The sequence below is a fragment of the Mesorhizobium sp. LEGMi-168a genome (assembly GCF_058312955.1).
Map to the genome: position 1 here is coordinate 22,945 of NZ_JBZEGV010000028.1, position 25,367 is coordinate 48,311.

23 protein-coding genes are annotated in these 25,367 nt (G+C 63.9%); 9 read left to right on the plus strand and 14 right to left on the minus strand.

Features of this window, described 5'->3' with window-relative positions:
* The first annotated feature begins 33 nt into the window (after nt 1-33).
* Complete coding sequence (locus tag AC4FWB_RS27350) at nt 34-1,113, plus strand: acyltransferase family protein (protein WP_491029347.1); 1,080 nt, start codon at nt 34-36, stop codon at nt 1,111-1,113.
* A gap of 261 nt (nt 1,114-1,374) precedes the next feature.
* On the plus strand, nt 1,375-2,088 hold the full coding sequence (locus tag AC4FWB_RS27355) for a metallophosphoesterase family protein (protein ID WP_491029398.1): 714 nt from the start codon (nt 1,375-1,377) through the stop codon (nt 2,086-2,088).
* A 24-nt stretch (nt 2,089-2,112) separates the two neighbouring features.
* On the opposite strand, the gene AC4FWB_RS27360 is transcribed toward AC4FWB_RS27355, so the two are convergent.
* The 6 genes from AC4FWB_RS27360 to AC4FWB_RS27385 all read right to left on the minus strand — a co-directional run bounded on the left by AC4FWB_RS27360 (nt 2,113) and on the right by AC4FWB_RS27385 (nt 9,698).
* Nucleotides 2,113-4,497, minus strand: coding sequence for a polysaccharide biosynthesis tyrosine autokinase (locus AC4FWB_RS27360; RefSeq protein WP_491029348.1), 2,385 nt, complete (start codon nt 4,495-4,497; stop codon nt 2,113-2,115).
* Nucleotides 4,498-4,664: 167 nt separating this feature from the next.
* A complete protein-coding gene (gene galU / locus AC4FWB_RS27365; RefSeq protein WP_491029349.1) occupies nt 4,665-5,561 on the minus strand; it encodes a UTP--glucose-1-phosphate uridylyltransferase GalU in 897 nt (298 codons plus the stop codon).
* A 74-nt stretch (nt 5,562-5,635) separates the two neighbouring features.
* Complete coding sequence (locus tag AC4FWB_RS27370) at nt 5,636-6,586, minus strand: glycosyltransferase family 2 protein (protein ID WP_491029350.1); 951 nt, start codon at nt 6,584-6,586, stop codon at nt 5,636-5,638.
* On the minus strand, nt 6,576-7,514 hold the full coding sequence (locus tag AC4FWB_RS27375; RefSeq protein ID WP_491029351.1) for a glycosyltransferase family 2 protein: 939 nt from the start codon (nt 7,512-7,514) through the stop codon (nt 6,576-6,578). Before AC4FWB_RS27375 ends, AC4FWB_RS27370 begins: the two co-directional genes overlap by 11 nt.
* Complete coding sequence (locus AC4FWB_RS27380) at nt 7,511-8,500, minus strand: glycosyltransferase family 2 protein (protein WP_491029352.1); 990 nt, start codon at nt 8,498-8,500, stop codon at nt 7,511-7,513. Before AC4FWB_RS27380 ends, AC4FWB_RS27375 begins: the two co-directional genes overlap by 4 nt.
* A 25-nt stretch (nt 8,501-8,525) precedes the next feature.
* Entirely contained in the window at nt 8,526-9,698 is a 1,173-nt protein-coding gene (locus AC4FWB_RS27385) for a glycosyltransferase family protein (protein ID WP_491029353.1), read from the minus strand.
* A 197-nt stretch (nt 9,699-9,895) separates the two neighbouring features.
* On the opposite strand from AC4FWB_RS27385, the gene AC4FWB_RS27390 reads away from it, so the two are divergent.
* Nucleotides 9,896-11,392: a lipopolysaccharide biosynthesis protein gene (locus AC4FWB_RS27390; RefSeq protein WP_491029354.1), complete on the plus strand. Its 1,497-nt coding sequence runs from the start codon at nt 9,896-9,898 to the stop codon at nt 11,390-11,392.
* 77 nt (nt 11,393-11,469) lie between these two features.
* The gene (locus tag AC4FWB_RS27395; RefSeq protein ID WP_491029355.1) at nt 11,470-12,492 is read left to right on the plus strand and encodes a phosphoribosyltransferase; all 1,023 of its coding nucleotides are present in this window, start codon (nt 11,470-11,472) and stop codon (nt 12,490-12,492) included.
* Nucleotides 12,493-12,526: 34 nt separating this feature from the next.
* Here AC4FWB_RS27395 and AC4FWB_RS27400 read toward each other — a convergent pair whose 3' ends face one another.
* The 8 genes from AC4FWB_RS27400 to AC4FWB_RS27435 form a co-directional block, all read right to left on the minus strand.
* Nucleotides 12,527-13,606, minus strand: coding sequence for a glycosyltransferase (locus AC4FWB_RS27400; protein ID WP_491029356.1), 1,080 nt, complete (start codon nt 13,604-13,606; stop codon nt 12,527-12,529).
* 60 nt (nt 13,607-13,666) lie between these two features.
* The gene (locus tag AC4FWB_RS27405) at nt 13,667-14,110 is read right to left on the minus strand and encodes a hypothetical protein (protein WP_491029357.1); all 444 of its coding nucleotides are present in this window, start codon (nt 14,108-14,110) and stop codon (nt 13,667-13,669) included.
* 11 nt (nt 14,111-14,121) lie between these two features.
* Nucleotides 14,122-15,567, minus strand: coding sequence for a GMC oxidoreductase (locus AC4FWB_RS27410; protein ID WP_491029358.1), 1,446 nt, complete (start codon nt 15,565-15,567; stop codon nt 14,122-14,124).
* 94 nt (nt 15,568-15,661) lie between these two features.
* Entirely contained in the window at nt 15,662-16,993 is a 1,332-nt protein-coding gene (locus AC4FWB_RS27415) for a UDP-glucose dehydrogenase family protein (RefSeq protein ID WP_491029359.1), read from the minus strand.
* 170 nt (nt 16,994-17,163) lie between these two features.
* Nucleotides 17,164-18,030, minus strand: coding sequence for an endo-1,3-1,4-beta-glycanase ExoK (gene exoK / locus AC4FWB_RS27420; protein WP_491029360.1), 867 nt, complete (start codon nt 18,028-18,030; stop codon nt 17,164-17,166).
* A gap of 134 nt (nt 18,031-18,164) precedes the next feature.
* Nucleotides 18,165-18,557 (minus strand): hypothetical protein, encoded by a 393-nt coding sequence (locus AC4FWB_RS27425; RefSeq protein ID WP_491029361.1) that lies wholly within the window; start codon nt 18,555-18,557, stop codon nt 18,165-18,167.
* Between the two features lie 125 nt (nt 18,558-18,682).
* On the minus strand, nt 18,683-19,699 hold the full coding sequence (locus AC4FWB_RS27430) for a glycosyltransferase family 2 protein (RefSeq protein WP_491029362.1): 1,017 nt from the start codon (nt 19,697-19,699) through the stop codon (nt 18,683-18,685).
* Nucleotides 19,700-19,775: 76 nt separating this feature from the next.
* The gene (locus AC4FWB_RS27435; RefSeq protein ID WP_491029363.1) at nt 19,776-20,933 is read right to left on the minus strand and encodes a nucleotidyltransferase family protein; all 1,158 of its coding nucleotides are present in this window, start codon (nt 20,931-20,933) and stop codon (nt 19,776-19,778) included.
* A gap of 503 nt (nt 20,934-21,436) precedes the next feature.
* On the opposite strand from AC4FWB_RS27435, the gene AC4FWB_RS27440 reads away from it, so the two are divergent.
* The 5 genes from AC4FWB_RS27440 to AC4FWB_RS27460 all read left to right on the plus strand — a co-directional run bounded on the left by AC4FWB_RS27440 (nt 21,437) and on the right by AC4FWB_RS27460 (nt 25,367).
* The gene (locus AC4FWB_RS27440; RefSeq protein WP_491029364.1) at nt 21,437-21,589 is read left to right on the plus strand and encodes a lasso peptide; all 153 of its coding nucleotides are present in this window, start codon (nt 21,437-21,439) and stop codon (nt 21,587-21,589) included.
* A 164-nt stretch (nt 21,590-21,753) separates the two neighbouring features.
* A complete protein-coding gene (locus tag AC4FWB_RS27445) occupies nt 21,754-22,053 on the plus strand; it encodes a PqqD family protein (protein WP_491029365.1) in 300 nt (99 codons plus the stop codon).
* Complete coding sequence (locus AC4FWB_RS27450; RefSeq protein WP_491029366.1) at nt 22,037-22,474, plus strand: lasso peptide biosynthesis B2 protein; 438 nt, start codon at nt 22,037-22,039, stop codon at nt 22,472-22,474. The genes AC4FWB_RS27445 and AC4FWB_RS27450 overlap by 17 nt, the downstream gene beginning before the upstream one ends.
* Nucleotides 22,471-24,393 (plus strand): lasso peptide isopeptide bond-forming cyclase, encoded by a 1,923-nt coding sequence (locus AC4FWB_RS27455; protein WP_491029367.1) that lies wholly within the window; start codon nt 22,471-22,473, stop codon nt 24,391-24,393. The genes AC4FWB_RS27450 and AC4FWB_RS27455 overlap by 4 nt, the downstream gene beginning before the upstream one ends.
* 101 nt (nt 24,394-24,494) lie before the next feature.
* Entirely contained in the window at nt 24,495-25,367 is an 873-nt protein-coding gene (locus tag AC4FWB_RS27460; RefSeq protein WP_491029368.1) for a phosphoenolpyruvate carboxykinase (ATP), read from the plus strand.

Genomic DNA, 25,367 nt, shown 5'->3' on the forward strand with positions numbered 1-25,367 from the left:
AGTTCGCCTGGGGGGCCATTCCCAAGGCAAGGCATGGCTCAGCACAAGACGACTTTCGGCGGCGTCGACATATTGCGTTTCCTGGCCGCCGTCATGGTGATGTTCTATCACTATGGCTTCTGGGTATGGGCGTTTCCCAACGGCGTCTCGGCACGCGCCACCGGCGGCATCGCGGCCCATCCCGAGATGGCATTTGTCGGCTCCGGCTGGGTCGGCGTGCAGGTGTTCTTCGTCATCAGCGGCTTCGTCATCGCCTTCAGCGCGGAGAATTCGACGCCGCTCAAATTCTTCGAGGCCCGCGTCAGGCGGCTGGCGCCGGCGGTCTGGGTCTGCGCGCCGATCTCCGCGATTGTGCTGTTGCTGGTCGGCCTTTCCTGGCCGACCGACGCGGTGGTGCGGCTTGCCCGCACCGCGTTGTTCGTGCCGTTCGAGCCGTGGGTGGACAGCGTCTACTGGACACTCGGCATCGAGATCGCCTTCTACGCCATCGTCTGGACCCTGCTGCGGCTCGGCCGCTTCGATTTGATGGAGGCCGTCGCCGTCGTCATCGGCCTCGCCAGCACGCTGTTCTGGTGCGCCTATTTTCTCTTCGGCTGGTCCGATCTTGCCGAAACGCGCTGGCTGCAATTGACGTTGGTCCATCACGGCGCCTTCTTCGCCGTCGGCGTGCTCATCTGGCTGATGCGCTTCAAGGCGGTGACCATCCCACGCCTCGGCTTTTCAGCCCTTTTCCTCACCGGCGGCGTGCTGCAGATCGTCAGTTCGGTCGACGTGCACAGCATCAAGGTGGAAGCCGCGATGCCCTATGCGCCTCCGATCATCGTCTTCCTCGCGGCGGTTGCGCTGATGGCCTGGTCGCTCAGGCTCGATCTTTCCTGGCGCGGCTGGCGCCGGATCGGGCTGATGACCTATCCGCTCTATCTCCTCCACGATGTCGTCGGCGCAGCAATGCTCGGCGCCCTGATCCGGGCGGGCCTGCCCTACCTCATCTCGATCCCGATCGTCGGCGCAGCCATGATCGCGGCAAGCTGGCTGGTGGCGGCCGAGGCCGAGCCGCGCATCCGCCTGCTGCTCGACCACACGCTCTTCCGTTACCGGTTGAAAGCCGCCTAAAGCAGGTCGCGTGAAAAGGATTCACGCGACCCGTTTTAAGTTTTTGATTTAAAGCATGTCTTTGTCCCGAAACCGGACCCACTTTCGGGAGACATGCTTAACTCCGCAGCAGCTCCCAGTGTGGAATTGTTTGCATTCGGCTGATATCGAGGCTTGGTCCGCGCTCCGCCGCGCGATCCTAGTTTAAATACCGAGCCGCAATCCGTGAGCCTGTTCCAGCGATCGAGACGACCCCGCCCCTTGCCGCGCGAACGGCTGGTGATGGATATGCGCGACACGGTGGTCTACGCGATCGGCGACGTGCATGGCTGCTATGACGAGCTGCGCGCGCTGGAGCAGAAGATTGAGCTCGACGCGGCGAAGTTCCGCGGCCGCAAGATCATCATCACGCTTGGCGACTATATCGACCGAGGGCCGCAGTCGCGGCGCGTGATCGAACACCTCATGGCGCCGCCGCCAAAAGGCTTCCTGCGAGTCTGCCTGGCCGGAAACCACGAGGTGGCGATGCTCAACTATCTCGACGGCTATCTGTCGCGCGAGCCATGGCTCGCGGTCGGCGGGCGGGAGACCCTCTATTCCTACGGCGTCGACCCGGCCCATCTCGCCAATCTCTACGCTTCGAGCGAAGAGGTCGACGAACGCATTCGCGAGGCCATACCTGCCGGCCATATCGGCTTCCTGCGCTCGCTGCCGGTGATGGTCTGCTCGGACGAGTTCGTGTTCGTGCATGCCGGCATCCGGCCAGGCATCGCGCTCGAGGCTCAGGACGAGGCCGACCTGCTCAACATCCGATCCGATTTCCTCGCGGCCGCGCATCGCCTCGACCACTGGGTCGTACACGGACATACGATCGTGGACGTCCCGACGCTTGACGGGCGCCGGCTCGGCATCGACACCGGCGCCTTCCAGAGCGGCCGGCTGACCGCCCTCAGGATCGTCGGCAGATATGGCCGGCTGCTGTCGTCCGGAGAGTAAGGCTGTACGCTTTCCTGGAATTGCTTAAGCGGCCTGCCTGGCGCGCGATTCCGACTTGTCCAGATAGTAGCTCGAATAGCGGTCGAAGAACTTTTCCGAACCGCCGAGCGAGCCGTATTTCGCCAGCTTCTTCAGCTCGACCTTGTTGAGCACCGCGCCGGTGATCTTCTCGGCGATGTAGGGTTCCTGCTCCAGCATCGAGCGCACCATGGCGCGCGGCGTGCGGCCCCATTCGGTGACGAGCACGAAACCATCGACCAGCGGCGCGAAGGCCTTGGCGTCGACCACCGGGCCGAGCGGCGGCAGGTCGACGATGATGTATTCGAACGTCTCCCTGGCGTTCTCGATGAAGCGCCGCATGCCGGCCGAGCCCAGAAGCTCGCTGGTGTGCGAGAACTGGCCGCGCAGCACGGCGGGGATGATCGCCAGCTTGGTCTGGCGGTCGACCTTGCCGACCGACTGCCAGGTCTGCCCGTTGACCACCGCTTCCATCAGCCCTTGCTCGGACTCCATGCCGAGGCTGCGGCTGAGGCCCGGATTGCGCAGGTCGCCGTCGATCAGCAAGGTCCTGGCGCCGTTGGCGGCGAGCAGGCCCGCGAGGTTTGCCGCAACCGTCGACTTGCCTTCGCCGGGCAGGACCGAGATGACGCCGATCACCCGGCTGCCCTTGTCTTCCATCACCACATCGAACGCGATCTTGGCGTTGCGGAGCGTTTCGGCGAACATCGAGGCCGGCGCGTCGAGGCTCACCCGCATGCGCGCCCTTCTCTCGGCGGCCGACAGGCTGGTGACCTTGCCGTCGGCCGGCAAGTCGTCCGGCTTCGTCTCCTTGGCCTTGCCGCCGCCGATCGTCGGCAGATAGCCGAGGAACTTCAGGCCGACGCGGTCGCGAACGTCCTCACCCGTGCGGAAGAAGCGCTCGTTGAACTCGTTCAGGCCGCCGAAACCGGCGCCGAGCATAAGGCCAAGCACCAGCGAGAGCGCCAGCACCCTGATGGTGCGCGGGCTCGACGCGGCAAGGGGCATGTTCGCGTCCGAGATGATGCGGACCTTGCCGACTGGGAAGGATTGCTGCTGCGAAGCTTCCTGATAGCGGCCGAGGAAGGTCTGGTAGAGCGTGGAGAGCGCCTGCGCCTGCTGGTCGAGCTCCCTCAGCCTCACCTGCGACTCGTTGTCGGCAGAGCTCTGGCCGGCAGCGGTGGTGATCTTCTGCCTAAGCTCGGCCTCGCGCGCCTGCGCCACCTGGAAGTCGTTGCGGTAGCTTTCGGTGATCTGCTTCAACTGCCCGAAGATCTGCGCCGACACATCGGCCTTCTCCTTAGTGAGCGCCACCGCCTGGGGATGGTCCTTGCCGAAATTCGCCTCGACATCCTGCAGCCGCTTGGAGACGCTGAGATAACGGGTCTTGAGCCCGATGATCACCGAGCTGCTCGGCTGATCGGACGCAATCGCCGAATCGTTGAAAGCATTCTCGGAACCGCTGTCGACGATCGCCTTGTACTGCTGGTAGCGAGCACTGGCGCGTGCGGTATCGGCCTGCGCGATGATGAGCTGGGCGTTGAGGTCGGACAGCTGCTTGCCGCTGATCAACTGGCCGTCGCTGTTTGCGGACAGGCCGTGCTCGGCCCTGAATTTCTCGACCTCCATGGCGGCCTGCTGCGAGCTTTGGCGAAGCTCGGTCAGCCTGCCCTGCAGCCAGACAGCCGCGCGCTCGGTGGCGTCGAAGCTGGCATTGAGCTGATCCGCGAGATAGGCCTCGGCATAGGTCTTGGTGATGGCCGTAGCGAGAGCCGGATTGGTCGACTGATAGCCCAAGGTGATGACGTTGCTGCGGCCGACGCGATCCGCCATCAACTCGGTCTGCAGCTTCAAGACCGCATAGTCATGACGCGCGGCGGTGATCATCGCCTGGCGGGTCGCGGCGTCGACGTTCTGGATCCCCGGGATGTCGTCCGTGCCGGAGCCGCCGCGAAAATAGGAAACCACGCCGCGCAGGAAACCGATACCCTGGGCAAGGGCCGATTGCGGCGGATACATGAACTCGTCGTTCTGGTCGAGCTTCAGCTTGTCGACCACCACCGACGCCAGCCGTGCGGAGTTGAGAATTTCGATCTGGCTGAGGATGGTCGCGTCCGTCTGCTGCGTGACGTTGGCCGCCGAGATATCGTCGACGACCTTGTTCAGGCCTTCATCGATCAGCACGCTCGAGACAGACGTGAATTGCTTGGGCGTGGTCTGCAGGTAGATCACGCCCAGGAACAGGCCGATGACGGCGCAGACCGCCACCACCTTGACCTGCCGGGCCGCCATGCCAAGCAGACGCTCGACGTCGATGAAGTCTTCACCCTTTTCCGGTTCGGTGCTGGGCAATGGCATCCTCTTGTCGAGAGGAAAGTTGGCATAATTCATCTTCGGTCCAATTCCAGGTTGCAGGCGCTACCGGCCTTCGAAGAGTGGCGTCGTTACCAGAAAAGACCACGCAACATCCGTGCCACGGGACGCCTGGCCAGGAAGGCCAAGCGCTTGCACGGCTGTTGCGCCATCGCGATTTCGCATATGCACCCAAAATTTGGGCATTATGCGGCTACTTCCCGGCGCTCGTGCGACCGGACGAATTGCTGCAGCATTTCGAAGACAGGTCCTTTCATGTCGTCGCGCGCCAGAGCAAAGGCGATGGTGGCCTCGATGAAGCCCTCCTTGGAGCCGCAGTCGAACATGCGGCCGTCGAAGGGCTGGGCATAGAAAGACTGGCTCTCGGCCAGGCGAACCATGGCATCGGTGAGCTGGATCTCGTTGCCGGCGCCGCGCTGCTGGTTACCGAGCAGCGCGAAGATCTCCGGCTGCAGGATATAGCGGCCGTTGATATAGAAATTCGACGGCGCGTTGGCGGGGGCGGGCTTCTCGACCATGGCGGTCACTTCGAAGCCGGAGGCCACCTCGGCGCCGCGGCCGACAATGCCGTACTTGCTGGTTTCCGAGGGATCGCAGCGCTCGACGGCGATGACGTTGCCTCCGGTGCGCTGATAGAGGTCGACGGTTTCGGCCAGACAGCCGCGCGCGCCGAAAGACACCATGTCGGGAAGCAGCAGGGCGAAGGGCTCGTTGCCGATCACGTCGCGCGCGCACCACACGGCATGGCCGAGGCCCTGCGGTGACTGCTGGCGGATGAAGGAGGTGGCGCCGGCCACCGGCAGCAGGCTTTCCAGCGACTGCAACTGCGCCTTTTTGCCGGTCTGCTCGAGCGTCCCGATCAGTTCAGGATGCAGGTCGAAATAGTCCTCGATGACCGCCTTGTTGCGGCCGGTGACGAAGACGATGTGCTCGATGCCGGCCTCGAACGCCTCGTCCACGGCATATTGCACGACAGGCTTGTCGACGACGGGCAGCATTTCCTTTGGCATCGACTTGGTCGCCGGCAGGAACCGCGTTCCGAGCCCCGCCACCGGTATGACTGCCTTCCTGACTTTCTGCATCGCTTATTCCTTCTGAGGAGATCGATTTTTACCTATCGCTGGCTATGAAAATTCATTCCATCTGCCCGCATGCTTCACCTCCCCGCCCCCACGGCAAATTGTGCCGCTACCCTTCTCAGCCGGACCGCGATCGGCATCGACATATGCCTGACCGCGGCCGGATCGCTGAGCGCCGTGCGTATCGCCTTGAGCGGCGCACGCGCTTTGATGTGCTGAACCAATGACAGGAACGAGGCCGCCTTGCGCAGGCTGCGGCTGCGTCTCGCGAAGGCCGTTCTGGCGCTGTCGTCCATGGAGTGCGCCGCGGCGAAGGCGGCATCGGCCTTGGCCATCGCCTCGACATGATGCAATTCGAGCACCCGCGAGATCGAGCCGGTGCGGATATGGTAGACATAGCCGGTGGTCGGCTCGACCACGCAGCGCCCGCCCTTGGCCAGCGCGCTCGCCAGAAGAATGTAGTCTTCGCCGATGCGCAGTTGCTCGTCGTAGCGAAGCCGGTTTTCGTCGAGGAACCGACGCAGGAAGATCGGCTTCAGATAGCCGAGGTTGAAGCGCGATTCGAAGACCACATTGCCGGCGATGTAGCCGGCAAGCGAGATCTCGCCGAGCGCCTCGAGATAGCTGGCCGGGAACATGATGTCGTCGGGCGTTCCGTCCTCGCGCACGACCTGGACATTGTCGACCGCGATCTCGGCGCCCGCCTTTTCCGCCCGCGCGATCATTGCCGCCAGCCTGCCGGGCAGCACGGCATCGTCGGAATCGAGCACCGCAACCCAGCGGCCGCGGGCAAGATCGAGCCCGGCATTCCTGGCGCCGCCCGGACCCCGGTTGGCGGGAAGCGCGACCACCCTCACGATGTCTTCGGGATAGGCGCGCGCGACTTCGAGGGTGCGGTCGCTCGACCGGTCGTCGACGACGATTATCTCCACGGAGACGTCGCGCTGCGCCATTGCGCCGGCAATCGCTCGGTCAAGGGTCGCCTCGGCATTGTAGGCCGCGATGACGAAGCTGACGTCAGGCTGCACGCTTGTCCCCTTCCTGCGGAGTGAGGCCGTATTGGCGGATTTCGCGGACGCCGAGCAGACCACTGATCACACCAACGTGCATAATGCCGCGGAGCGCGCTGCGGTTCCGTCGCACCGGGCTGATGGCCGTCAAAAGCGCCATAGCGAAACAGTAGGCCGCCTTGGCGGAAGCAAGGCCGACCTGGCCGACACGGCGCAGGCCGCCTGTGTCGCGCCCGATGAGGTGACCATGCGTCTGACCGAAGCGGAAGCGGCGGCGGCGCAGCCAGTCGAAAGCTGCCCTCGAGCGCGGCACCACCTCGTCGACAAAGGCCTGCGGGGCAAAGGCGATGCGTCCACCGGCCTTGACCATCTGATCGAAGAATTCCGTGTCCTCGCCGCCGGTCTGGCCGCGCGCCAGGCTGAAGCGCCGGTTGCGCAGGCTATCCTCGGCCGTCCTGAGCAGGACGTTGCAGGTATAGCCGGTGCGGATCTCGCCGCGCACCCAGACGGGCAAGGTCGAATGGAAATCGCCCTTGCGCATCCAGCCCGGCGCATCCGGATGATAGCTTGCGCGAACCGGCCCGAGCACCGCGATCGCGCCGGTCGCCTCCATGGTCGCGACGAGCTCGACGAGCCAGCCCGGCGAAGCCGTCTCGTCGTCGTCGATGAAGGCGACAAGGTCCGACACGCTGGCATCGAGGCAGGCATTGCGGGCGATCGAGATGTTGCGCGCCGGCGCGTGGCGATAGCGGACCGGCAGCCTCAACTCCTGCGCCAGCGCCTTCACCAGCTTCTGCGCCGTCGGCTGGTCGTCATTGTCGGCGACGACGACGCCGATTTCGAAGCCGGCAGGCTTCTCCAGCGCGGCGACGGAGCGCAGCGTGTCGGCAAGCTCCGGCCGGCGGAAGGTGCAGATGCAGATGTCGATGGAGCGACCTGCCATCATGCCACCTCGCGCGCCGGCTTCGGGCCGAGGAGCTGCAGCCAGAAGCCCATGGACCAGCCCAAATGCATGACCATAGCCGACACGCCGGCCAGCGCGATGGCCGGATTGCGCTGGCTGATCGCCGTCACGACGCCATAACCGAGACAAACCGCCGCCCATGTCAGAAACGGCACCGCCGCCAGCACGAACACCGGAGCAAAGATGGCCAGCAGCACCACCGGGAATACCAGCAGCGGGATCATCTGCCGCAGCTTCGGCATCATCCGGTGCTTCAGCACGTTCTTGGCGCGGCCGCGGCCATAGCCGAGATACTGGAAAAACAGCCCCTTCAGCGTGGAGCGCGGATAATAGACCATCTGCGTCCTTCCGCTCATCCAGATGCGGTAGCCGGCCAGACGGAGGCGATGATCGAGCTCGGCATCCTCGTTGTGGCTGAAACTCTCGTCATAGCCGCCGACCGCGCGGAAGGCGGCGATTCGCATCAATGCATGGTGGCCATGATCGACCCATTCGCCGGCCGACATGTGGCGATGCTTCGAGCCACCGGTGCCGAGCTTGGAATTCTGCGCCGCGGCCACGGCCTTCTGCACCGCGCCGGTGCCGCTGGTCAGCATCGAGACGACGACCGAATCGGCACCTGTGGCAAGCGCTTCCTTGACCAGCCTGTCGCAATAATCGGCCGGATAGCCGCCATGCGCATCGATGCGGATGAGATAGTCGGCAGCGTCGCCGAATGTCGACACCGCCAGGTTGATTGCGGCGCTCTGGATGCGCTTCGGGTTGGCGAGCAGGATGACCCGCGGGTCCTCGGCAGCGACCTTTTCGACGATGGCTTGCGTGCCATCGGTGCTGCCGCCATCGGCGACAACGATGCGCGCGCCGAGCTTCGCCGCAGTCGGCCGCAACTGCGCGAGCAGCGCTCCGATATGAGCAGCCTCGTTGAGGCACGGAACAACGATGAGGCTCGATGGCGTGGTCTGCGTCATCGGCTTTTGTCCATTCTCAGCCATCCTATGCCAAGGCCTCCGTCGCGAAGGTTCCGCTAACGGAGGTCAGGCGGCGCAGCTTGTCGACGAAGGCCAGGCAATCGCTGCGGTCGTAGCTCCAGGTCCTCGGATTGCGGGCCAGCACCCGCGACTTCAGCTTGCCGAAGCGCTCCTGCCCCATCCGGCCGAGCGCGGTGTCGAGGCCTTCGGGCGTGGCTTCGGCTAGAAGCACGCCGATGTCCTGCTGCTTGAGGAAGCGACCGGTTTCGGTGCTCGCCATCGAGACCGGCACGGCGCCGAAGCGGCAGCCTTCATAGAGGCGGTTGGGAAGCAGCCATTCGGAGTTCTGGCCTTGCTCGAAAAAATCGATCGCCCAGGAGAAATGCACCTCCCGGTAGATCGCCGCCATGTCCTCCGGATTGCGGTAGGGACCGCGAAAGGACAGCCACGGCTCGGCTTCGACGAAGGCATGAAAATCCGGGAATTCAGACAGTGCCGGGCGACCCCTCAGCACCACTTCGAAGCGTCCGTTCTGGCTACGGGTGAAGTCGGCCAGCAGCTCCAGCGAGCGGCGGCATCTCAACGCGCCGAACCAGCCGATTCGCCAGGGCGGCGCCACCGGGCTGTCATCTTCGCGCCGATGGTCCGCCGGCACCGGCATGGTGTCGAAATACTTGTTCTCGATCAGCTCGACCGGTGCGGCGATTTGCCCGAACGGCTTGAAATAATTGGCGATGAAGGCGGGGGAACTGGTCACCAGCAGCTTCACGTCGCGCGCGAGATAGCGTTCGGCGCCGCGCAGCATCCTGCCGATCAGGTCGTTGCGCAGCACCAGCCGGTGTATGTCCAGGCATTCGTAGACGATCGGCACGCTCGCGCCGAAAACCTGCTTGGCGCGGCGGGCAAGCGCCAGCATTTCCAGGTTCCGCGCGATGATCAGATCGGGTCGCGGCACGACGCCAAGCTTGGCGCCGATCGACATCGCGGCCTTGGCCACCGCGCCGATGCGTTGCGCGAATCGGCCGTCGCGAGTCGGACCGAGATCGACCGGCTCGAGACCTTCGATCTCGGCGATCGGACGGGAGGTGCGGCGGAAGCCCGCCAGGGTGATCCTGGCGCCGCCTGCCCTGAGCATTTTGACCCTCCGGCGTACCGCCGGGTCGGAGACGTCATGCACAAGGTACAAGACATGCAGCATGAAATTCGACCGCTGTTGGGCCCGCCACCCAAAAGAATGCTAGTACAGGTTTTGCTGCATCGCAACATTTTTGGTGCGACGAAGCAAACACCCCACATTTTTTGTTGCACTGCAAAAACCTCTTGCGGTAGTTTGTGTCCGGCGGCGGGCGCCGGTTACGACAGTGTCGGACCGGTGCAAAATCAGGGATCCTGAATTTGGAAACCAGTGCATTCGATCCGCCCGAGGGCTCACTGCGCAGATCGGTCGGGCGCGGCGCCGTCGTTACCGCGATGGCGCAGGGCGTGCGGGTCGCCACCCAGATCGTCTCCGTCATCGTGCTGTCGCGGCTGCTGTCGCCGCAGGATTTCGGCGTTGTGGCTATGTGCGCGCCGGTGCTCGCCTTCATCGCGCTGTTCCAGGACTTCGGCCTGACCCAGGCGACGATCCAGAAAACCGGCATCCGGCACGAGGAGGTCAACTACCTCTTCTGGATCAACACGGCGGTGAGCGCGATCCTCGCCTGCGTGCTTGCCGCGGCGGCCCCGCTGGTGGCCGCCTTCTACGGCGAGCCGCGCGTGACAGGGCTGGTCGCCGCGTTCGGCCTGCAGATCATGGCCTACGGCCTCGGCGCCCAGCATCTGGCGCTGCTGACGCGCCGCATGGAGTTCACCCGGCTCGCCATCATCGATGTCGCCAGCGCCGTTTCCGGCCTCGTCGTCTCGATCGCCTGGACCTTCATCGACCGCTCCTACTGGGCGCTTTTTGCCGGCACGCTGACCGGCGCCGTGCTGCCGACGCTTTGCTACTGGGTGTCCTCGCGCTGGCGCCCCGGGCTGCCGCGCAAGGTCGAAGGCATCAGCCAGCTGATCCATTTCGGCGCCGGCATCACCGGCTTCAACTTCGCCAATTTCTTCGCCCGCAACCTCGACAACGTCCTGATCGGCAAATACTGGGGCGAGGCGCAGCTCGGCCTCTACGACCGCGCCTACAAGCTGCTGCTGTTCCCGCTCAGCCAGATCACCAATCCGCTGTCGAAGGTGATGGTGCCGGCGCTGTCGCGGCTGAAGGACGAGCCGGACCGCTACCGCAGCGCCTATCTGCGCGTCATGCCGCTGATCCTCCTGGTGGCGCTGCCGGGTGTCGCCTTCGCCACCGCCATGTCCGACACGCTCATCCCCTTCGTGCTCGGCCAGCAGTGGCGGGAGAGCGCCAACATCTTCCTGGCGCTGGGTTTCGCCGGCCTGCTGCAGCCGCTCAACAATCCGGCCGGATGGCTGTTCGTCAGCCAGGGCCGCTCGGGCGATTTCATGCGCTGGGGCATTGTCACGGCCATAACCTCGGTGATGGCGTTTGCCGTCGGCCTTCCCTACGGCGCTCTCGGCGTCGCCGTCGCCTATGCGGTCAGCGAATATCTGCGGACGCCTTTCCTTTGGCTCTATGTCGGCAAGGCCGGACCGTTGCGCGCGAGCGATGTGCTCTACGCGGCGACCCCGTTCGTGCTCGGCGCGCATCTGGCGCTGGCGCTGGTCTGGCTTGCCAAGCCGATGCTGCCTGCGCAGCCCGTCATCGCGCTCGCAGGCGGCGCTGCGCTTTCCTATGTCGTCACCATCATCGTCGCGCTCGCCTTCGGCGCCGGCCGCGAGGCGCTTCGGGAGGCCTTGCGGCTGATCCCGGCGCGCGGGTTCTCGCCGGCACCCAGCGAGGCGAAATAGCTCGACGCAACCGCAACTGCGTTTCGGTCGCAGCCGGAGAACCGGCAAAACCGCTGACTTGAGGGTAAGGCAACAGCATGAATTACCGATCGATTTCAGACATGAACGACGCGATCATGCGGAATCTGCACCGGCTGCCGCGCGACATCGACCTGGTGGTCGGCGTGCCGAGAAGCGGCGTCCTCGCCGCGACGCTGGTCAGCCTGACGGCGAACATCCCGATGACCGATCTCGACAGCTTCCTTGCCGGCAGGATCTACACATCGGGAATCACCAAGCGGCGCGCCGCGCTCGACCGGCAGCATTCCGAAATGCGCAAGATCCTGGTGATCGACGACAGCGTCAGCGGCGGCAATGCCATGCGTGACGCGCGCAACAAGATCGAGGCCGCCGGAATAAAGGGCGATTTCGTCTTCGCGGCGGTGTTCGGCCTCCTGTCGGAGCACAAGGAGACCGACATCGTCTTCGAGGTCGTGCCGCATCCCAGGATGTTCCAGTGGAACTTCATGCACCATATCTTCCTCGAGCAGTGCTGCGTCGACATCGACGGCGTGCTTTGCCTCGACCCGACCGAGGAAGAGAATGACGACGGGCCGGCCTACGAAAAATTCCTCGCCGAAGCGCGACCGTTGCTCGGGCCGACGCGCAAGATCGGCTGGCTGGTGACGAGCCGGCTGGAAAAATACCGCAAGCTGACCGAGGCATGGCTCGCCAAGCACGAGATCAAATACGACCATTTGATCATGCTCGACCTGCCGAGCAAGGCCGAGCGGCAGCGACTCGGCGCGCATGGCAGCTTCAAGGCCGAGTTCTACCGCAAGTCGGACGCCATACTGTTCATCGAGAGCGAACACGAGCAGGCGCTCAAGATCGCCAAGCTGTCGGGCAAGCCGGTGCTGTGCGTCGAAACCAACATCGTGAGCTTTCCCGACGCGCTTTCCCTGCCGGCGCTGGAACAAGCGGCCCGCAACCTGCCGGCGCGGCTTAGGCAGGTCAATTCACCCGATGGGCGGAAGAAAGCTATCAAGATGGCGGCGCGCGCCCTGCTTGGCGAACGCGCCTACGAGATGCTGAAGAGCCGGGTCAAAAGGCCTGCGTAAGTAAAATCTTACGCGGCCTCTCTACGCGGTTGCTCTAAGCAGCGCGCCTGGAGCGCTGCTGCGCCGCCCTCTCGAGCAGGCCGAAGAAAGTGGCGAACTGGCGGTCGGGATCGACTTCCGGGCGCTGCGAGAAGGCGAGCGCCGCCTCCGACAGCCGTTCATACTGCTGACGGTCATTCCACAGCCGCCTGACCGCGCCGACCCAGTCCTCGAGCGGCGCGTCATAATCCACCACCACGCCGCCCGCGCCGATCGCCTCGGGCAGGCCGCCGCGCCGGGAACCAACGACCGGAATGCCGCTGCAATGGGCTTCCGAGGCGACGCGGCCCCAGGCCTCTTCCCATTTGCTTGGCGCAAGCAGGATCTTCGTGCGGCCATAGACGGTCTTCATGTCGCTGGTGCGGTTTTCCAGCCTGATGTTGGAAAATGGCGCGATGGTCCGTTCGATTTGGGTGCGATGGTCGTCCTCGAGCTTCCAGCTCTCGACGAACAGGAAGGGGATTTCCGGGCACGCGGCGGCAATGCGCACCGCCAGGTCAAAGCCCTTTTCCTCGTAAGGGTTGATGAAGGTTACGAATTCGCCGGTCGTCGGCGTGCTATAGGTGGCCGGGTTGATGGTCGGCGGGATGACGGTTGAATCGATACCGAACTCCCGCTTGTAGGTGCGTGCCGTGAATTCGGAGTTGGCGATGTAGCGCGCCGCATCGAGCTCGCGCAGGTCGCCTCCCAATTCATGGAATTCGACATTCCTCAGATAAACGACCAGAGGCACACCCTCGGCCTGCAGTGCCTTGCCGAGCGGAACGGAGTTGTGGCACTGCACGACGGCAACGTCAGGTCGCATCTTCTTGACGGCGAAAGCCGCCGCCTCCCAAGGGAACCAGGCACGCACCACCGGATAGCCCGGAAAGCTGTCGATCACGGCGGGCTGGCCGAGGAGCTTCATCTTGGCGCGCGCCTTGTAGCCGAACATGCCCTGGCCGAACAAAGCGGCGAGCACCGAAGCCTCGTGACCGTGCTCGATCAGCTGCTCGACCAGGTGATGCGTGCTCGATTGGACACCGCCGCTGAACTGGGGCGCGTAGCCAGTACCGCCTGCGAAAAGAACTTTCATGGGCTCGGCTCCTTGTCACTTTTTTCTTGGCCCGGCAGCGAGCATGTCCGCCGGGCGGCTTCAGGCATTCTGCTGCTCGAGATTGGCAAAGGGATTGGTGCATGGATGCCAGCCGGTGAACCGGATCGGATCATTCGGCGAACTGCGCCAGGCATAATCGGTCAGCATGTGGAATTCGGCGATGACCCAGCGCTCGAAATTCCCGACATCCTGCTGCTTCTGCCTGGGCAGGAATTCGCGCGCCTTGTCGAGCTTCACGGTCTCCAGAAGCGTCATCGCAGCCGCCAGCTTGTCGCTCGGGAATACCCACGGGTTGCGGTTGCGGAATTCGAGCACGAATTGCTGCAGGTGCTCGATGCGCATGTTGAGCGGCCCAAAGTATTTTTCGAGCGTGACGCGGACCAGATCCTCATCCGAGAAGGACGATACGGCCGCAGCGGCAATGCCGGTCGAGGCAATGCCGCCGGCAACAACGGCCAGTGCGGTGCGTCGGGTGATCTTCATCGGCCCCTCCTTCATGCCAGCCGGCTCGCCGCCCGCAGAGAAAGGGCGGCGGCAGTAAGGCTCGGGTTGGCGCAGGAACAGCTCGGATAGGTGCTGGTGCCGACAACGACGAGATTGCGGAGCTGGTGGTGGATCATGTCGCGATCGACCACCGAGTCGGCCGGGCCGGTTCCCATCCGCAAGGTGCCCTGCACATGCGATTCGGTCGGCCTTATGCCGCGATCGAAGATCTGCTCCACGGGCAGCGGCTTGAGCAGCGACGGCAGCCTCTCGAGTGCCTTGGCCATGCCCTTGGTTGCGTAGTCTGATGCGCCCTTGAAACTGACGAAGGCATTCTCGTCCTTGTCGAGGATCACCCGGTTTTCCGGGTCGAGCAGGTTTTCGGTGACGATGACCAGCGGCAGCACCTGCCGCAGCCGCCCCTTCTCGGCGCGCATGCCGTGCTGCCAGCGGTTCTCGAAATAGACCAGCGCCGCCGCGTGCTCGGCGCGATGCGGGCCGTCATAGAGGCCGAAATTCAGGCCGGTGGTAATGGTGCTGCCGTCGAAATTGTCGACGCCGTCGAGATAGACCTCGTAGTTCCAGCCATAGGATTCGTGCAGGCCGAGCCCGACGAACTCGCCACCGAGCCCGGAGCGTAGCATGATCGCCGGGCTCTGGATGGCATTGGCGCCGAGGATGATAAGGTCGCCGCCGACCGAGTATTCCTTGCCGTTGCGCAGGAACGTGACCGAACGGACCGAGCCGCCGGCATGGTCGAGCCGGCGCACTTCCGCGCCGAGGCACACAGACACGTCTGGATGCTCGAAGACATGCATCAAACCGTTGTTGACGGTGAACTTGGCGTCCGCCGGGCACAGCCAGCACCTGAGATTGGCGCAGCACGAGCCACGCTGCGCCGTCGCCACACGGGCGCGGGCGGTCGGCATGACGAAATGCTGCTCCGGCTGCGCCGCCTTCATCATCCGGTCCGGCGTCGACATGCGGTGCGGCGGCTGCGGGAACGGCCGCGAGCGCGGCAGCATGCGGGCCATGTCGGGATCGCCGGAGATCGACATGACCTCCTCGGCGTCGCAGTAGAACGGCTCCAGTTCGTCATAGCTGATCGGCCAGTCGTTGCCGACGCCGTAGGTGCTTTTCAGCTTGAAGTCGTTGGGATGGAAGCGCGGCGTCTGCGCGAACCAGCAGTTGGTGCCGCCGCCGAGGCCGATCGTGTAGTTCCACGGCTTGTCGGCGTTGTCGGTCTTGTAGGTGCTTTCGTCGTCTATGTCGGTGTTGGCGTTCTGGCTGAGCTGCCATTCGTGGGTGTTGTGGCGGCCCCATTCCAGCACCAGGACGCGGGCTTTGCGCCGCTTCAAGAACTCATGCAGGAAAAAGGCTGAACCGAAACCGGAACCGATGACGACGAGATCGAAATGCTCGTTGGCGATTTGCTCGGGCTGAACGTCCAGCGCCATCAGATCGAACCCTTTCCCGAAACGCGCGCGATCATCATCAGGCTCCGTTGTCGTTCGCCGGAACCGTTTGGCGGGAAGCTCACCGCGGACACCGTCATGCCGCCATCCTGCCGATCGAGTGGTATTCGATGCCGTAGCGCGCGATGACCTTCGGGTCGTAGAGGTTGCGGCCGTCGAAGATGACCGGCGTGGTCAGCGCGTCCTTGAGCGCGTCGAAGGAGGGAGCCCTAAAGCTCTTCCATTCCGTGCAGATCAAAAGCGCGTCGGCGCCGCGCAAGGCGGCTTCCTTGGTGCCGCACAAGAGAAGGTCCTCGCGCTGGCCATAAATGGCCTGGCACTCCTGCATGGCCTCGGGATCGTAGGCCTGCACCTTGGCTCCGGCCGCCCACAGCGCCTCCATCAGGGTGCGCGAAGGCGCCTCGCGCATGTCGTCGGTATTCGGCTTGAACGCCAGCCCCCAGAGCGCAAAGGTCTTGCCCTTGAGATTGCCCTGGAAATAGCGATCGACCTTCTCGAACAGCACCGATTTCTGCGCGTTGTTGCGCTCCTCCACGGCGCGCAGCAGCTTGGCGTCGAACTTGACGCCCTCAGCGGTCTTGATCAGCGCGCGCACATCCTTGGGAAAGCAGGAGCCGCCATAGCCGAGGCCTGGATAGATGAAGTGGTAGCCGATGCGCGGATCGCTGCCTATGCCCTTGCGCACCTCCTCGATGTCGGCGCCCAACTGTTCGGCGAGATTGGCCATCTCGTTCATGAAGCTGATCTTGGTCGCCAGCATGCAGTTGGCGGCATATTTGGTGAACTCGGCGCTGCGCACGTCCATCACGATCATCTTCTCGTGGTTGCGGTTGAACGGAGCGTAGAGCTCGCGCATCACCGCCTCGGTGTCCTCGCTGGAGGTGCCGACGATGATGCGGTCCGGCCTCATGCAATCGGCCACCGCCGAGCCTTCCTTGAGGAACTCCGGGTTCGAGGCGACGTCGAAGGCCAGGTCCTCGCGGCCGCGCACCTTCAGCGTCTCGGCGACCTTCGCCTTGATCTTCTCGCAAGTGCCGACCGGCACCGTCGATTTGCCGACGATGATCTTGGGCGCGTCCATCTCGCGGCCGATGGCCTCGGCGACGGCAAGCACGTATTTCAGGTCGGCCGAGCCATCCTCGCCGGGCGGCGTGCCGACAGCGATCATCTGGATCTGGCCATGTTTGACCGCAGCGGCCGCGTCGGTGGTGAAGCGGATGCGGCCGGCGGCGTGGTTTTCCTTGACGAGGCTTTCCAGCCCGGGTTCGAAAATCGGGATGAGGCCTTGATTGAGCCGCTCCACCTTCTTCTCGTCGATGTCGACGCACACCACTTCGTGCCCGACCTCGGCGAGCACCGCGGCCTGGACGAGACCGACATAGCCAATTCCAAACACCGTCAAATTCATTTGATTCTATTCCTGTTTAAGGCCGGGCCGCAAAACGGCCCGGCCAGTTCAGATGTCCCCCAGGCCCTGTACGGGACCTAGATGTTCTGCATGATCTTATCCGAACCGAAGGTCGGCGCAGCAAAAACCGATTCTTTTCGCTGGCGCGGACCTTCGGTTCGGGATCATGCCTAGTTGCTGTTGGTTATGGTGCATGCCAGCGATTCCGGGAATTGGCACGGCTGACCCAAAGCGGTGAAGGCGATGCGCTTGACCTGCATGGTCACCTTGCGGCCAGGGTCCGCGAAGGCGCCCATCCAGTTGGTCAGCTTATCGCTGCCCCACAGGCTGAAGAAGATCTTCTGCGGATTGGTCGGCAATTCGTCCGGATTGGTCACTTCGTTGACCAGCTTGCCGTTGACATACCAGCGCAGCCGGTCCTTCTCCCAGACGAAGCCATAGTCGTTGAAGCCCTTGTCGGCGCCACCCTCGACATCGACCAGCTTGCCATTCTTCGGCTTGCCCTGGATGTAGCTGTTGACCTGGACTTTCGACGGATCCTTGGTCAGCACCTCGAAATCGATCTCGTCCCAGGGCTTTTTGTCCTGCGGCCCGATATAGGTGAAGAAGGCGGCGTTGAGGCCGGAGCCGGTATCCGTCTTCATGCGCGCCTCATAGACGCCGTAGCCGAAGCGCTGCTTGGTCTGGATCTCGGCGCAGGCGAACTCGCGGTCCTTCAATTTGCGCTTTTCGAAGCTCAGTGAAAGCACGCCGTCGGAAAGCCGGACCAGATCCTTCGACCATGTGCAATTCTGATGATTGCCGTTGTTCCAGCCGTCGGAGACGTACCAGCGCGAACGGTCGAAGCTCGAAAAATTGTCGACGAAGGACGGCGCGCTCTCCATGTCCTGGGCATGCGCCGGGGCTGCCGCAAAAGCGGCTGCAACCGCAAACAGTGCGCCTGCCAGGCTTGGCCAAAGGCTTCGCCGCTCATTCGAGCGCACGCGCGACCTGCCGCAAGCCGCCGCGGCTATCGTGTTATTGGACTCTGCGTTCATAACAAACTCACCTTGTGTTGTCCGCCCCAACCCAAAGTCATTCCTGGCCCGCCTCCGGCGAGCCGCTTCTGATCCTCTGCCCGTTGAACTCCTCTTATGTCTCTACCGATGACGGCGCCGCTTTCGCTGCGCCATCAGCTTCTTGCCGCAGGCCTCGCATGTCCGGCCTGAGAACCGGATCGACCGTCACCATCATCGACAATCGCGTCGAGCGAATGACGCAGTTCCTTCATCAAGCCTTTCTGGCGGGCGAGCTCGGCGATGCGCCGCTCGTAGTTCAGAATCGCACCGGTCATGGCGCTGACGTCCGACGACTTATCCGTCGACGCTGAGCCATTCTCCATTGCTTCGACCAGGAAGGCGGCGTTGGCGGTCGTCGACCGATAGCGATTCTCCAACCCGGTTTTCTCCGCCTCGATCTCGGCGCCGATCTGGTCGAACAGCTTCGCCAGACGGTCGAAACGCTGGAGATCGGTCTGCCGGTCGCGGGCCGGGTCCCTGGATCTGAAGCCAAAAATCGAAGCCATCCGATCGGCCTTTCGAAATTGCTGCACCGCAACATAGAGTGCCATTCTCAGCGTAAGTAGGCAACCTCGTAGTTTCGGAAAGCGGATTTTTTTGGGAATGGTCCCGATTCAGCGCCTTTGCCCGATCATTCCTTTGCGACACTTGTTGCCGACATCAGGAAGCGCATCGGCGGCACTTGCTGCTTTGCAGCAATGCCGGCGCGGCGGAACAGCGCGTCCAGCTTGTCGGCGGCCACGCCGCGAACGATCGGGATCAGATTGGACTGGCTGGCGAAGGCATAGGCGGCGGCCGACGCCAGGCCGCGCTCCGCCTTCACGTCGAGGAAATTGCGCAGCCGGTATTTGTCGCGCACATGGCGCTCGTGGCGCCGCAATGCGGCCCTCGAGCCTTCCGGCAGGTTTCCCAGCGCAAGCAGCGCCAGGTCGGCATCGGCAAGCCGCTTCAGATCCTGGGTCCTGTGCCGGCCGCTCAGCGAATCGGCGCGAACGATCGCGCCGTAACCGCAGGATTTGATGATCTTGAAGCGCGCCCCGCAGGCGACCGCACGCGCATAGAGCTCGTAATCCTCGCCGAGCCGCAGGTTTTCGTCATAGCTCAGCCCATGACGTTCGAGGAAGGCCCGGCTGATCACCGGCTTGAGGAAGCCCAATTCGCCGCGCAGCACGCGACGGCGGGAGATGTTGCCGTCGACGAAGCGCTCGAAATCGAGGAATTGCGGCTCGGGCGCAAAGGACGGCGCCGCGACCTTGGTGGGATCGGTCGCCGCATCGTCCCTGATCAGCATGATGTTGTCGGCCGCGAAATCCCAGTCGGTGCTGGCAAACAGCCGACGGAAGCGACCCTCGAGGAAGAAATCGTCGGCGTCGAGGATGCTGATGAAGGGCGATGCGGATGCCTGGATCGCGGCGTTGCGCGCGAAAGACGGGCCGCGGTTGACGTCGAGGCGCATCACCTTGAGCCTGCCGCTGCCGTCGTCGGCGCCGCGCGCCACATGTTGGGTGTCGTCGCTGGAGGCGTCGTCGACCACGACGACTTCAGCCACCTCCGCCTCGCGCAAAGCCGAAGCGATGGCGACCGGTATGGTCCGCGCCGCGTTGCGGGCGGCGATGATGACGCAGACCCTGGGGGTCGTCACGGACATGGTTCACCTTTCGATTGCATAAGTGTCGATTGCATGAGTGACAGCCCGCCCATGATGTTGAATGCCGAACCGGTTCTCATCCGTTGCCCCGCGCTGGCGCGACGCCGGCCGGCCGCTCGAAAATACGCCGGCTGAGATCGGCCGAGGCCGCCCAGCCGGCCTCGGCCAGATAGCGCACCGGCTCGCGGCCGCAAAGTTCCCACAGCACCGCCCGCCGCTGCGGCCAGCGCAACGACGACAGCCAGGGCGCGATCACCATGTGGAAGAGATCGGCGTTTTCGATGCGCGCCAGGATGCGGGTGGCGCGATCCGAAAGCAGCGTGGCGGTGCCGCCAAGCAGGACATCGGCTGCGCGCAGACCGAGCAGCAGCGTATCCGCCAGGCCCTGCTCGGCGGCGTGGTCGAGCACCTTCTGCTGCTCGGCTTCGCTCAGCCGGTTGGCCGCGGCTCTGACGTCGCAGACATAGCCGGCGCACGGTTCGCGGTTGAAGAAGGCCTTGGCGACGCTGATGCAGGACAAGAGCAACATGTCGGACGCCGAAATCAGCGGCATGGCGGTTCCGGCAACCTCGACCTCGCGCTTGCGGCGCAGGAAGCCGTCGATGTCGCGCGGGCTCGGCGAACCCGGTTGCTGCAGCCGATGGTGGAGATCGACCGTGGCAGCCCGAACCCCGTCGTCGCGCACCATATGCTGCTCGCCGAGGAAGCGCACCCACCAGACCGAGCGCGACTTGCCTGCCACCTCGTAGCCGACCGAACACAGGGCCTCGCGAGCGGCGGCAAAGCCCGCCGGCGAAACCAGTATGTCGACATCGCCGGACGGCTTCATGAAATGATCGCCATAGAGCAATTGCTGTTGCAGTGGCCCCTTCAGGAAGACGAAGTCGATCTGCCTGCTCCGGAGCACCTGATGGATGGCGAGCGAATCGCCGATGCAGCCGGCGTTCATGGCCATGGTGCGCCGCCGATAGCCATCGAGCCATGCGGACAATCCAGGGGGCGCGGCGCCGGTCGCCCCGTGCGCCAGAGCCTTGAGCACGAAGACCGCGACCTTGTTCAACCTGGCAATGTCGGCGACGTTGGCCACGGAGATTGCCGGAGCCGGCATATCGCCATAGTCGGCCGCACTCGCGGCCGGACTGAAGAACAGCCGCAGACAGGCCTGCACATAGGCGACTTCGTCGGCGCAGCCGGCCGCACGCAGCCTGTCATAGGAAGCATCCTGCACGGCCATGCCCGATGTCGTTCTCCGTAAAAAACCGCCCGCGGCTGTTATACTGCAACTGCGAAGAAAAGCATCGCCAAAATCTCTGCGACCGTCCAGCCCATTCCTTCCCCAGGCTTCTTGCCTGCAACCAAAGCGTTCATTGCGCCCTGCAGCCGATCACTTTTGAAGACAGCGCAGGCGGTCCAGATACTGCAGTGGCAACGGCAGCTTTTTGCAGCAATTCCCTCGCGACTACGAAACCTCCGTTGATGTCAAATAGATTATTGCAATCAAATCATATGCTTATTTAAGCGGCAAATATTCCAAACTGAATTCCCGCGCGAGGCGCGACCTGGACCGAAATGCTCACGGTTCGCCCGCCGCGAAAGCCGTCCACAACCATGAATTGATTACCGCAGGGTAAATCAGACTTGACTCATAGATGTTGCCATGCAGCAATTGCAACGCAGCATGGCAAATATGCTGGCGGCATTTTGAAGCCGCTTCCAGTCTTAATCTTGGAGAGTAGAATGGAACAGAATGTTGAAAAGCATGAATACGAGACCCCCAGCCTGACGGTTCACGGTTCGATCGAAACGATCACGCAGGGCGGCGCCGGCACGACGGCGCTGGACGCGGCATTTCCCGCGAACACGCCGTTCGACCAGCTTACCTTCTCCTGAGGTCAAGGCGTCCGGCAAGTCGGAGTTGGGGCTCCGGACGCCCCTTTTTAAACATAAGCAGATGGGCCGGGGGACCCAGTTCCCCGGCTTCCTGTCCGGCGATCGCAGGCAACCGATCCGGGTCAGGATTGAAGACGCGTGGCGTTCAACAATGAGGTTTTAGGATGAACTGGAACCCATCCGACCACGACCGTGTGGTCGCAACCGGCGATGCCGTGGCTTGCGAATTCGGCAACGGACTGGCGCTGCTCCATCTCAAATCCAACATCTACTACAGCCTGAACGGCGTCGGCGCCTACATCTGGGAGCTGATCCAGGAGCCGCGATCGATCCTCGACATAAGAAGCGCCATGCTTGCGCGCTATGATGTTGATGCCGAGCGCTGCAAGGCCGATGCCGAGGGCTTGCTCAAGGGGCTGATCGAAGCCGGGCTTGCGAGGCTCCATCATGAGGAACTGGCCTAGGGTCCTTTCTCTCAGCGGCCCGGAGATGCTGCTTCTGGCGCGCTGTCTGGCAGTGGTCAGCGCGGTGCGGCTGGGGCTGACACTTCTCTCTTGTGACCGCGTGCGCGCTCTGGTGACCCGGCTGGAGGCGAGCGATGACGCTGATATCGCCGACCTGCGGCGCATCGCGTGGGGCGTCGCCGCTGCCGCACGGTTTGTGCCCGGCGCCAGCTGCCTCACGCAGGCTCTCGCCGGACAATATCTGCTTGCCCGCCAGGGCAGCGCCTCGAATATCCGCATCGGCGTGAGGCGCGACACCGGCGCGGAGCTCAAGGCGCATGCCTGGCTGGTCAGCGGCAACCACATCGTGCTCGGCGGCTCGATCCACGGCTTCACCCATCTCGTCGATCACGTCTCGTCGATCACTGGCAATAGACCATGAGCGGCGTCGCCGGAATTCTGCTGAGGCAAGACGGCAGACCCGTCGCGGCATCCGACATCCAGCAGATGCTGGCGCGCATACGCCACCGGGGCCGCGACGGCAGCTCGTGGTGGACGGACAGAAGTGTGGCGCTTGGCCATGCCTGGCTCGACACGACGGGCGAGGACGGCCCCGGCCCGCTGACGATGGCCGGCGGCAAGCTCGCCGTCACGGCGGATTGCCGGCTGGACAACCGCGAGGAGCTTTTGGTGCAGTTCGGCATACACGACCCGTCGGTCGCCGACGCGATGCTTCTGATGCGCGCCTATCTCAAATGGGGCGAGGCCTGCCCGACCTATCTGCAAGGCGATTTCGCCTTCGCGATCTGGGATGCCGAGCGCCGCGCGCTGTTTTGCGCGCGCGACCATTTCGGCATCAAGCCGTTCTACTACCACGCGGGCGCCAAGCGCTTCGCGTTTGCCTCGGAGATCGGCCCGCTGCTGGCCCTGGAGGGTGTCAACACGCGCGTCAGCGAGCATCAGATCTCCGGATTCCTTGCCGGGCTGCCCGACGATCCACAGTCGACCCATTATGCCGAGATCTTCCGTTTGCCGGCCCGCCATACCTTGACGGTGACGGACAACCAGGTGACGCTTCGCCAGTACTGGCACATCGAGCCTTCGCCAAGGCCGCTGCGCGCGGATGCGGCCGAAGAATTCAGGCATCTCTTCTACCGGTCGGTGCAAAACCGGATGCGCGGCACCCCTGCTATTGGCGCGATGCTGAGCGGCGGCCTCGATTCATCCTCGATCGCCTGCGTGGCCGGCCTGCAAGCCGCGGCGGCGCGGAAACCGAAGCTCAAGACCTTCTCGCTGGTCTTCGAGAGGGGCTCGCCGATGGACGAGAAGCCGTTCATCGATGCGGTGCTGGGTCAACACCGGCTGGACGGCACGATGATTTCCATCGGCAACTACGCGCCCTTCGCCGAGTTCGAACGCATCCTTGAGGAACAGGAAGGGACTTTCCTCGCGCCCGGCCTGTCGCTGACCCGCGGCATCTACCGGACCGCGGGAGCCGAAGGGGTGAAGGTGCTGCTCGACGGCCATGGCGGCGATGAAGTCGTTTCGCACGGGCATGGGCTGCTGCATGAGCTCGCCAAGGCGGGTCGATGGCTGGCGCTGTGGCGCGAGCTGCACAGCGCCGCCAACACCTATGGCGAGGGCATGCTGTCGCTGTATTTCAGCTTCCTGACCCTTTACGGACCCGCGTGGAGGATCGCCAGATGGAGAAGCCGGATGAACCGGCTTCTGTTCCGGCTGCGGCTGAAGACCGCCGCACGGGCGCGCGGCCCCGCCTGGGGCAGCATGGTCAATCCCGACCTCGCCCGGCGCACCGACCTTGCCGACCGGTTCCACCATTCCGGCCAAATGCCAGCCAACGTCAGCGCCAGCGAAGCGCTGACGCATCGCTGGCTTCTGTCCAGCGGGTTGGTGCCGCACGCTTTCGAGGTTCTTGACAAGGCCGCCGCCAATTTCGGCATCGAGCCCCGCTACCCGTTCTGGGACAAGCCGCTCGTTGAGTTCTGCCTGGCGCTGCCCGGTGAGGAAAAGCTCAAGGACGGCTTCGGCCGCCTTGTGCTGCGCCGAGCCATGCAGGGCATTCTGCCGCCCGTGGTGCAGTGGCGGCGCGACAAGATCGATTTTACCGCAAACCTCGTCAAAGGCATGATCGTCAATCATCGCGATCTCCTGGACCGGCTGCTGGTGTCGGACAGCGACTTGATCGCCCCCTATGTCAATTTGCCCGAAGTGAACGCCGCCTATGCCCGCATGCTTCGGGAGCCCGAGCAGGCGACGCTGCCCGATGTCCAACATATCTGGCGTTCGGCCTCGCTGTCGCTGTGGCTACGGCAGGTCCAGCACGATGGAAGCCCTGCATGAACCCTCGGGCCGTTTCTCTTGCCACAAGGCCCGAAGCGGCCGCTCGAAACGGACGCGTCCGTCGCTTCTATAAGGCGTACGGTCTGACGATCGGGTCCGAAGTGGCTCTACCGGAACTGGAGCCGACTGCGCCGGCAACGCCGGACATCGAGATTGCTGTCGGGCCGATCGATTTTCCGGAGGGCGCATTGCCAAACGCCACGGCCTTCCGGTTCGAGCAGAGCCATCAATATCTTTCGTGGCAGGCGATCGGGACATTCAGGATCAGCGGTGCCGGCCGAATCGATGTCGATCCCGCGCCTGGGATCGACGATCCGCTGCTTGCCTTCCCACTTCTCGGACCCGTGCTGGCGCTTGCCCTGCATCAGCGCCGCCTGCTCGTCCTGCACGCCAGCGCGGTCGCGGTGGACGGCCAAAGCGTGATCTTCATGGGCGACAAGGGCGCCGGCAAGTCGACCATGGCGGGCGCGATGATCCGCGCCGGTCACCTTCTGCTTACCGATGATGTCGTGGCGCTCGACCTGTCCAGTCCGTCCCGGCCGATGATCCTGCCCGGTTTTCCGCAGCTCAAGCTTGCGGCGGACGCCGCCGATGCCATCCGCATAGGCCAAGCGGAGGTGCGGCCGCAGGTGCATCCGCAGATCGAGAAGGCGCAACATCGTCTGCGTGACGGATTTGCCGGCGAAGCCGTGCCGGCAGCCCGGATCTATGTGCTGGAGCGCGGCGAGCGGGCGACGATCACGCCGCTGCCGGGCGCCGGCGCCCTGCCGGCGATCATCAAGTTCTCCTACGTCACCCGGTTTGGCCGGCAGGCGCTGGTCGGCGATTTCGTGTCCACGCATCTCAGTCAATGCGCGCAGCTTGCCGCTCGGATCGGTGTCTGCCGACTTGAAGTGCCGGCCTCCCTGGAGCGGATCGATGAAGCAGTCGACCTGATCGGGCGCGATCTGGCGGCCAGCGCGCAAACAAGGTGA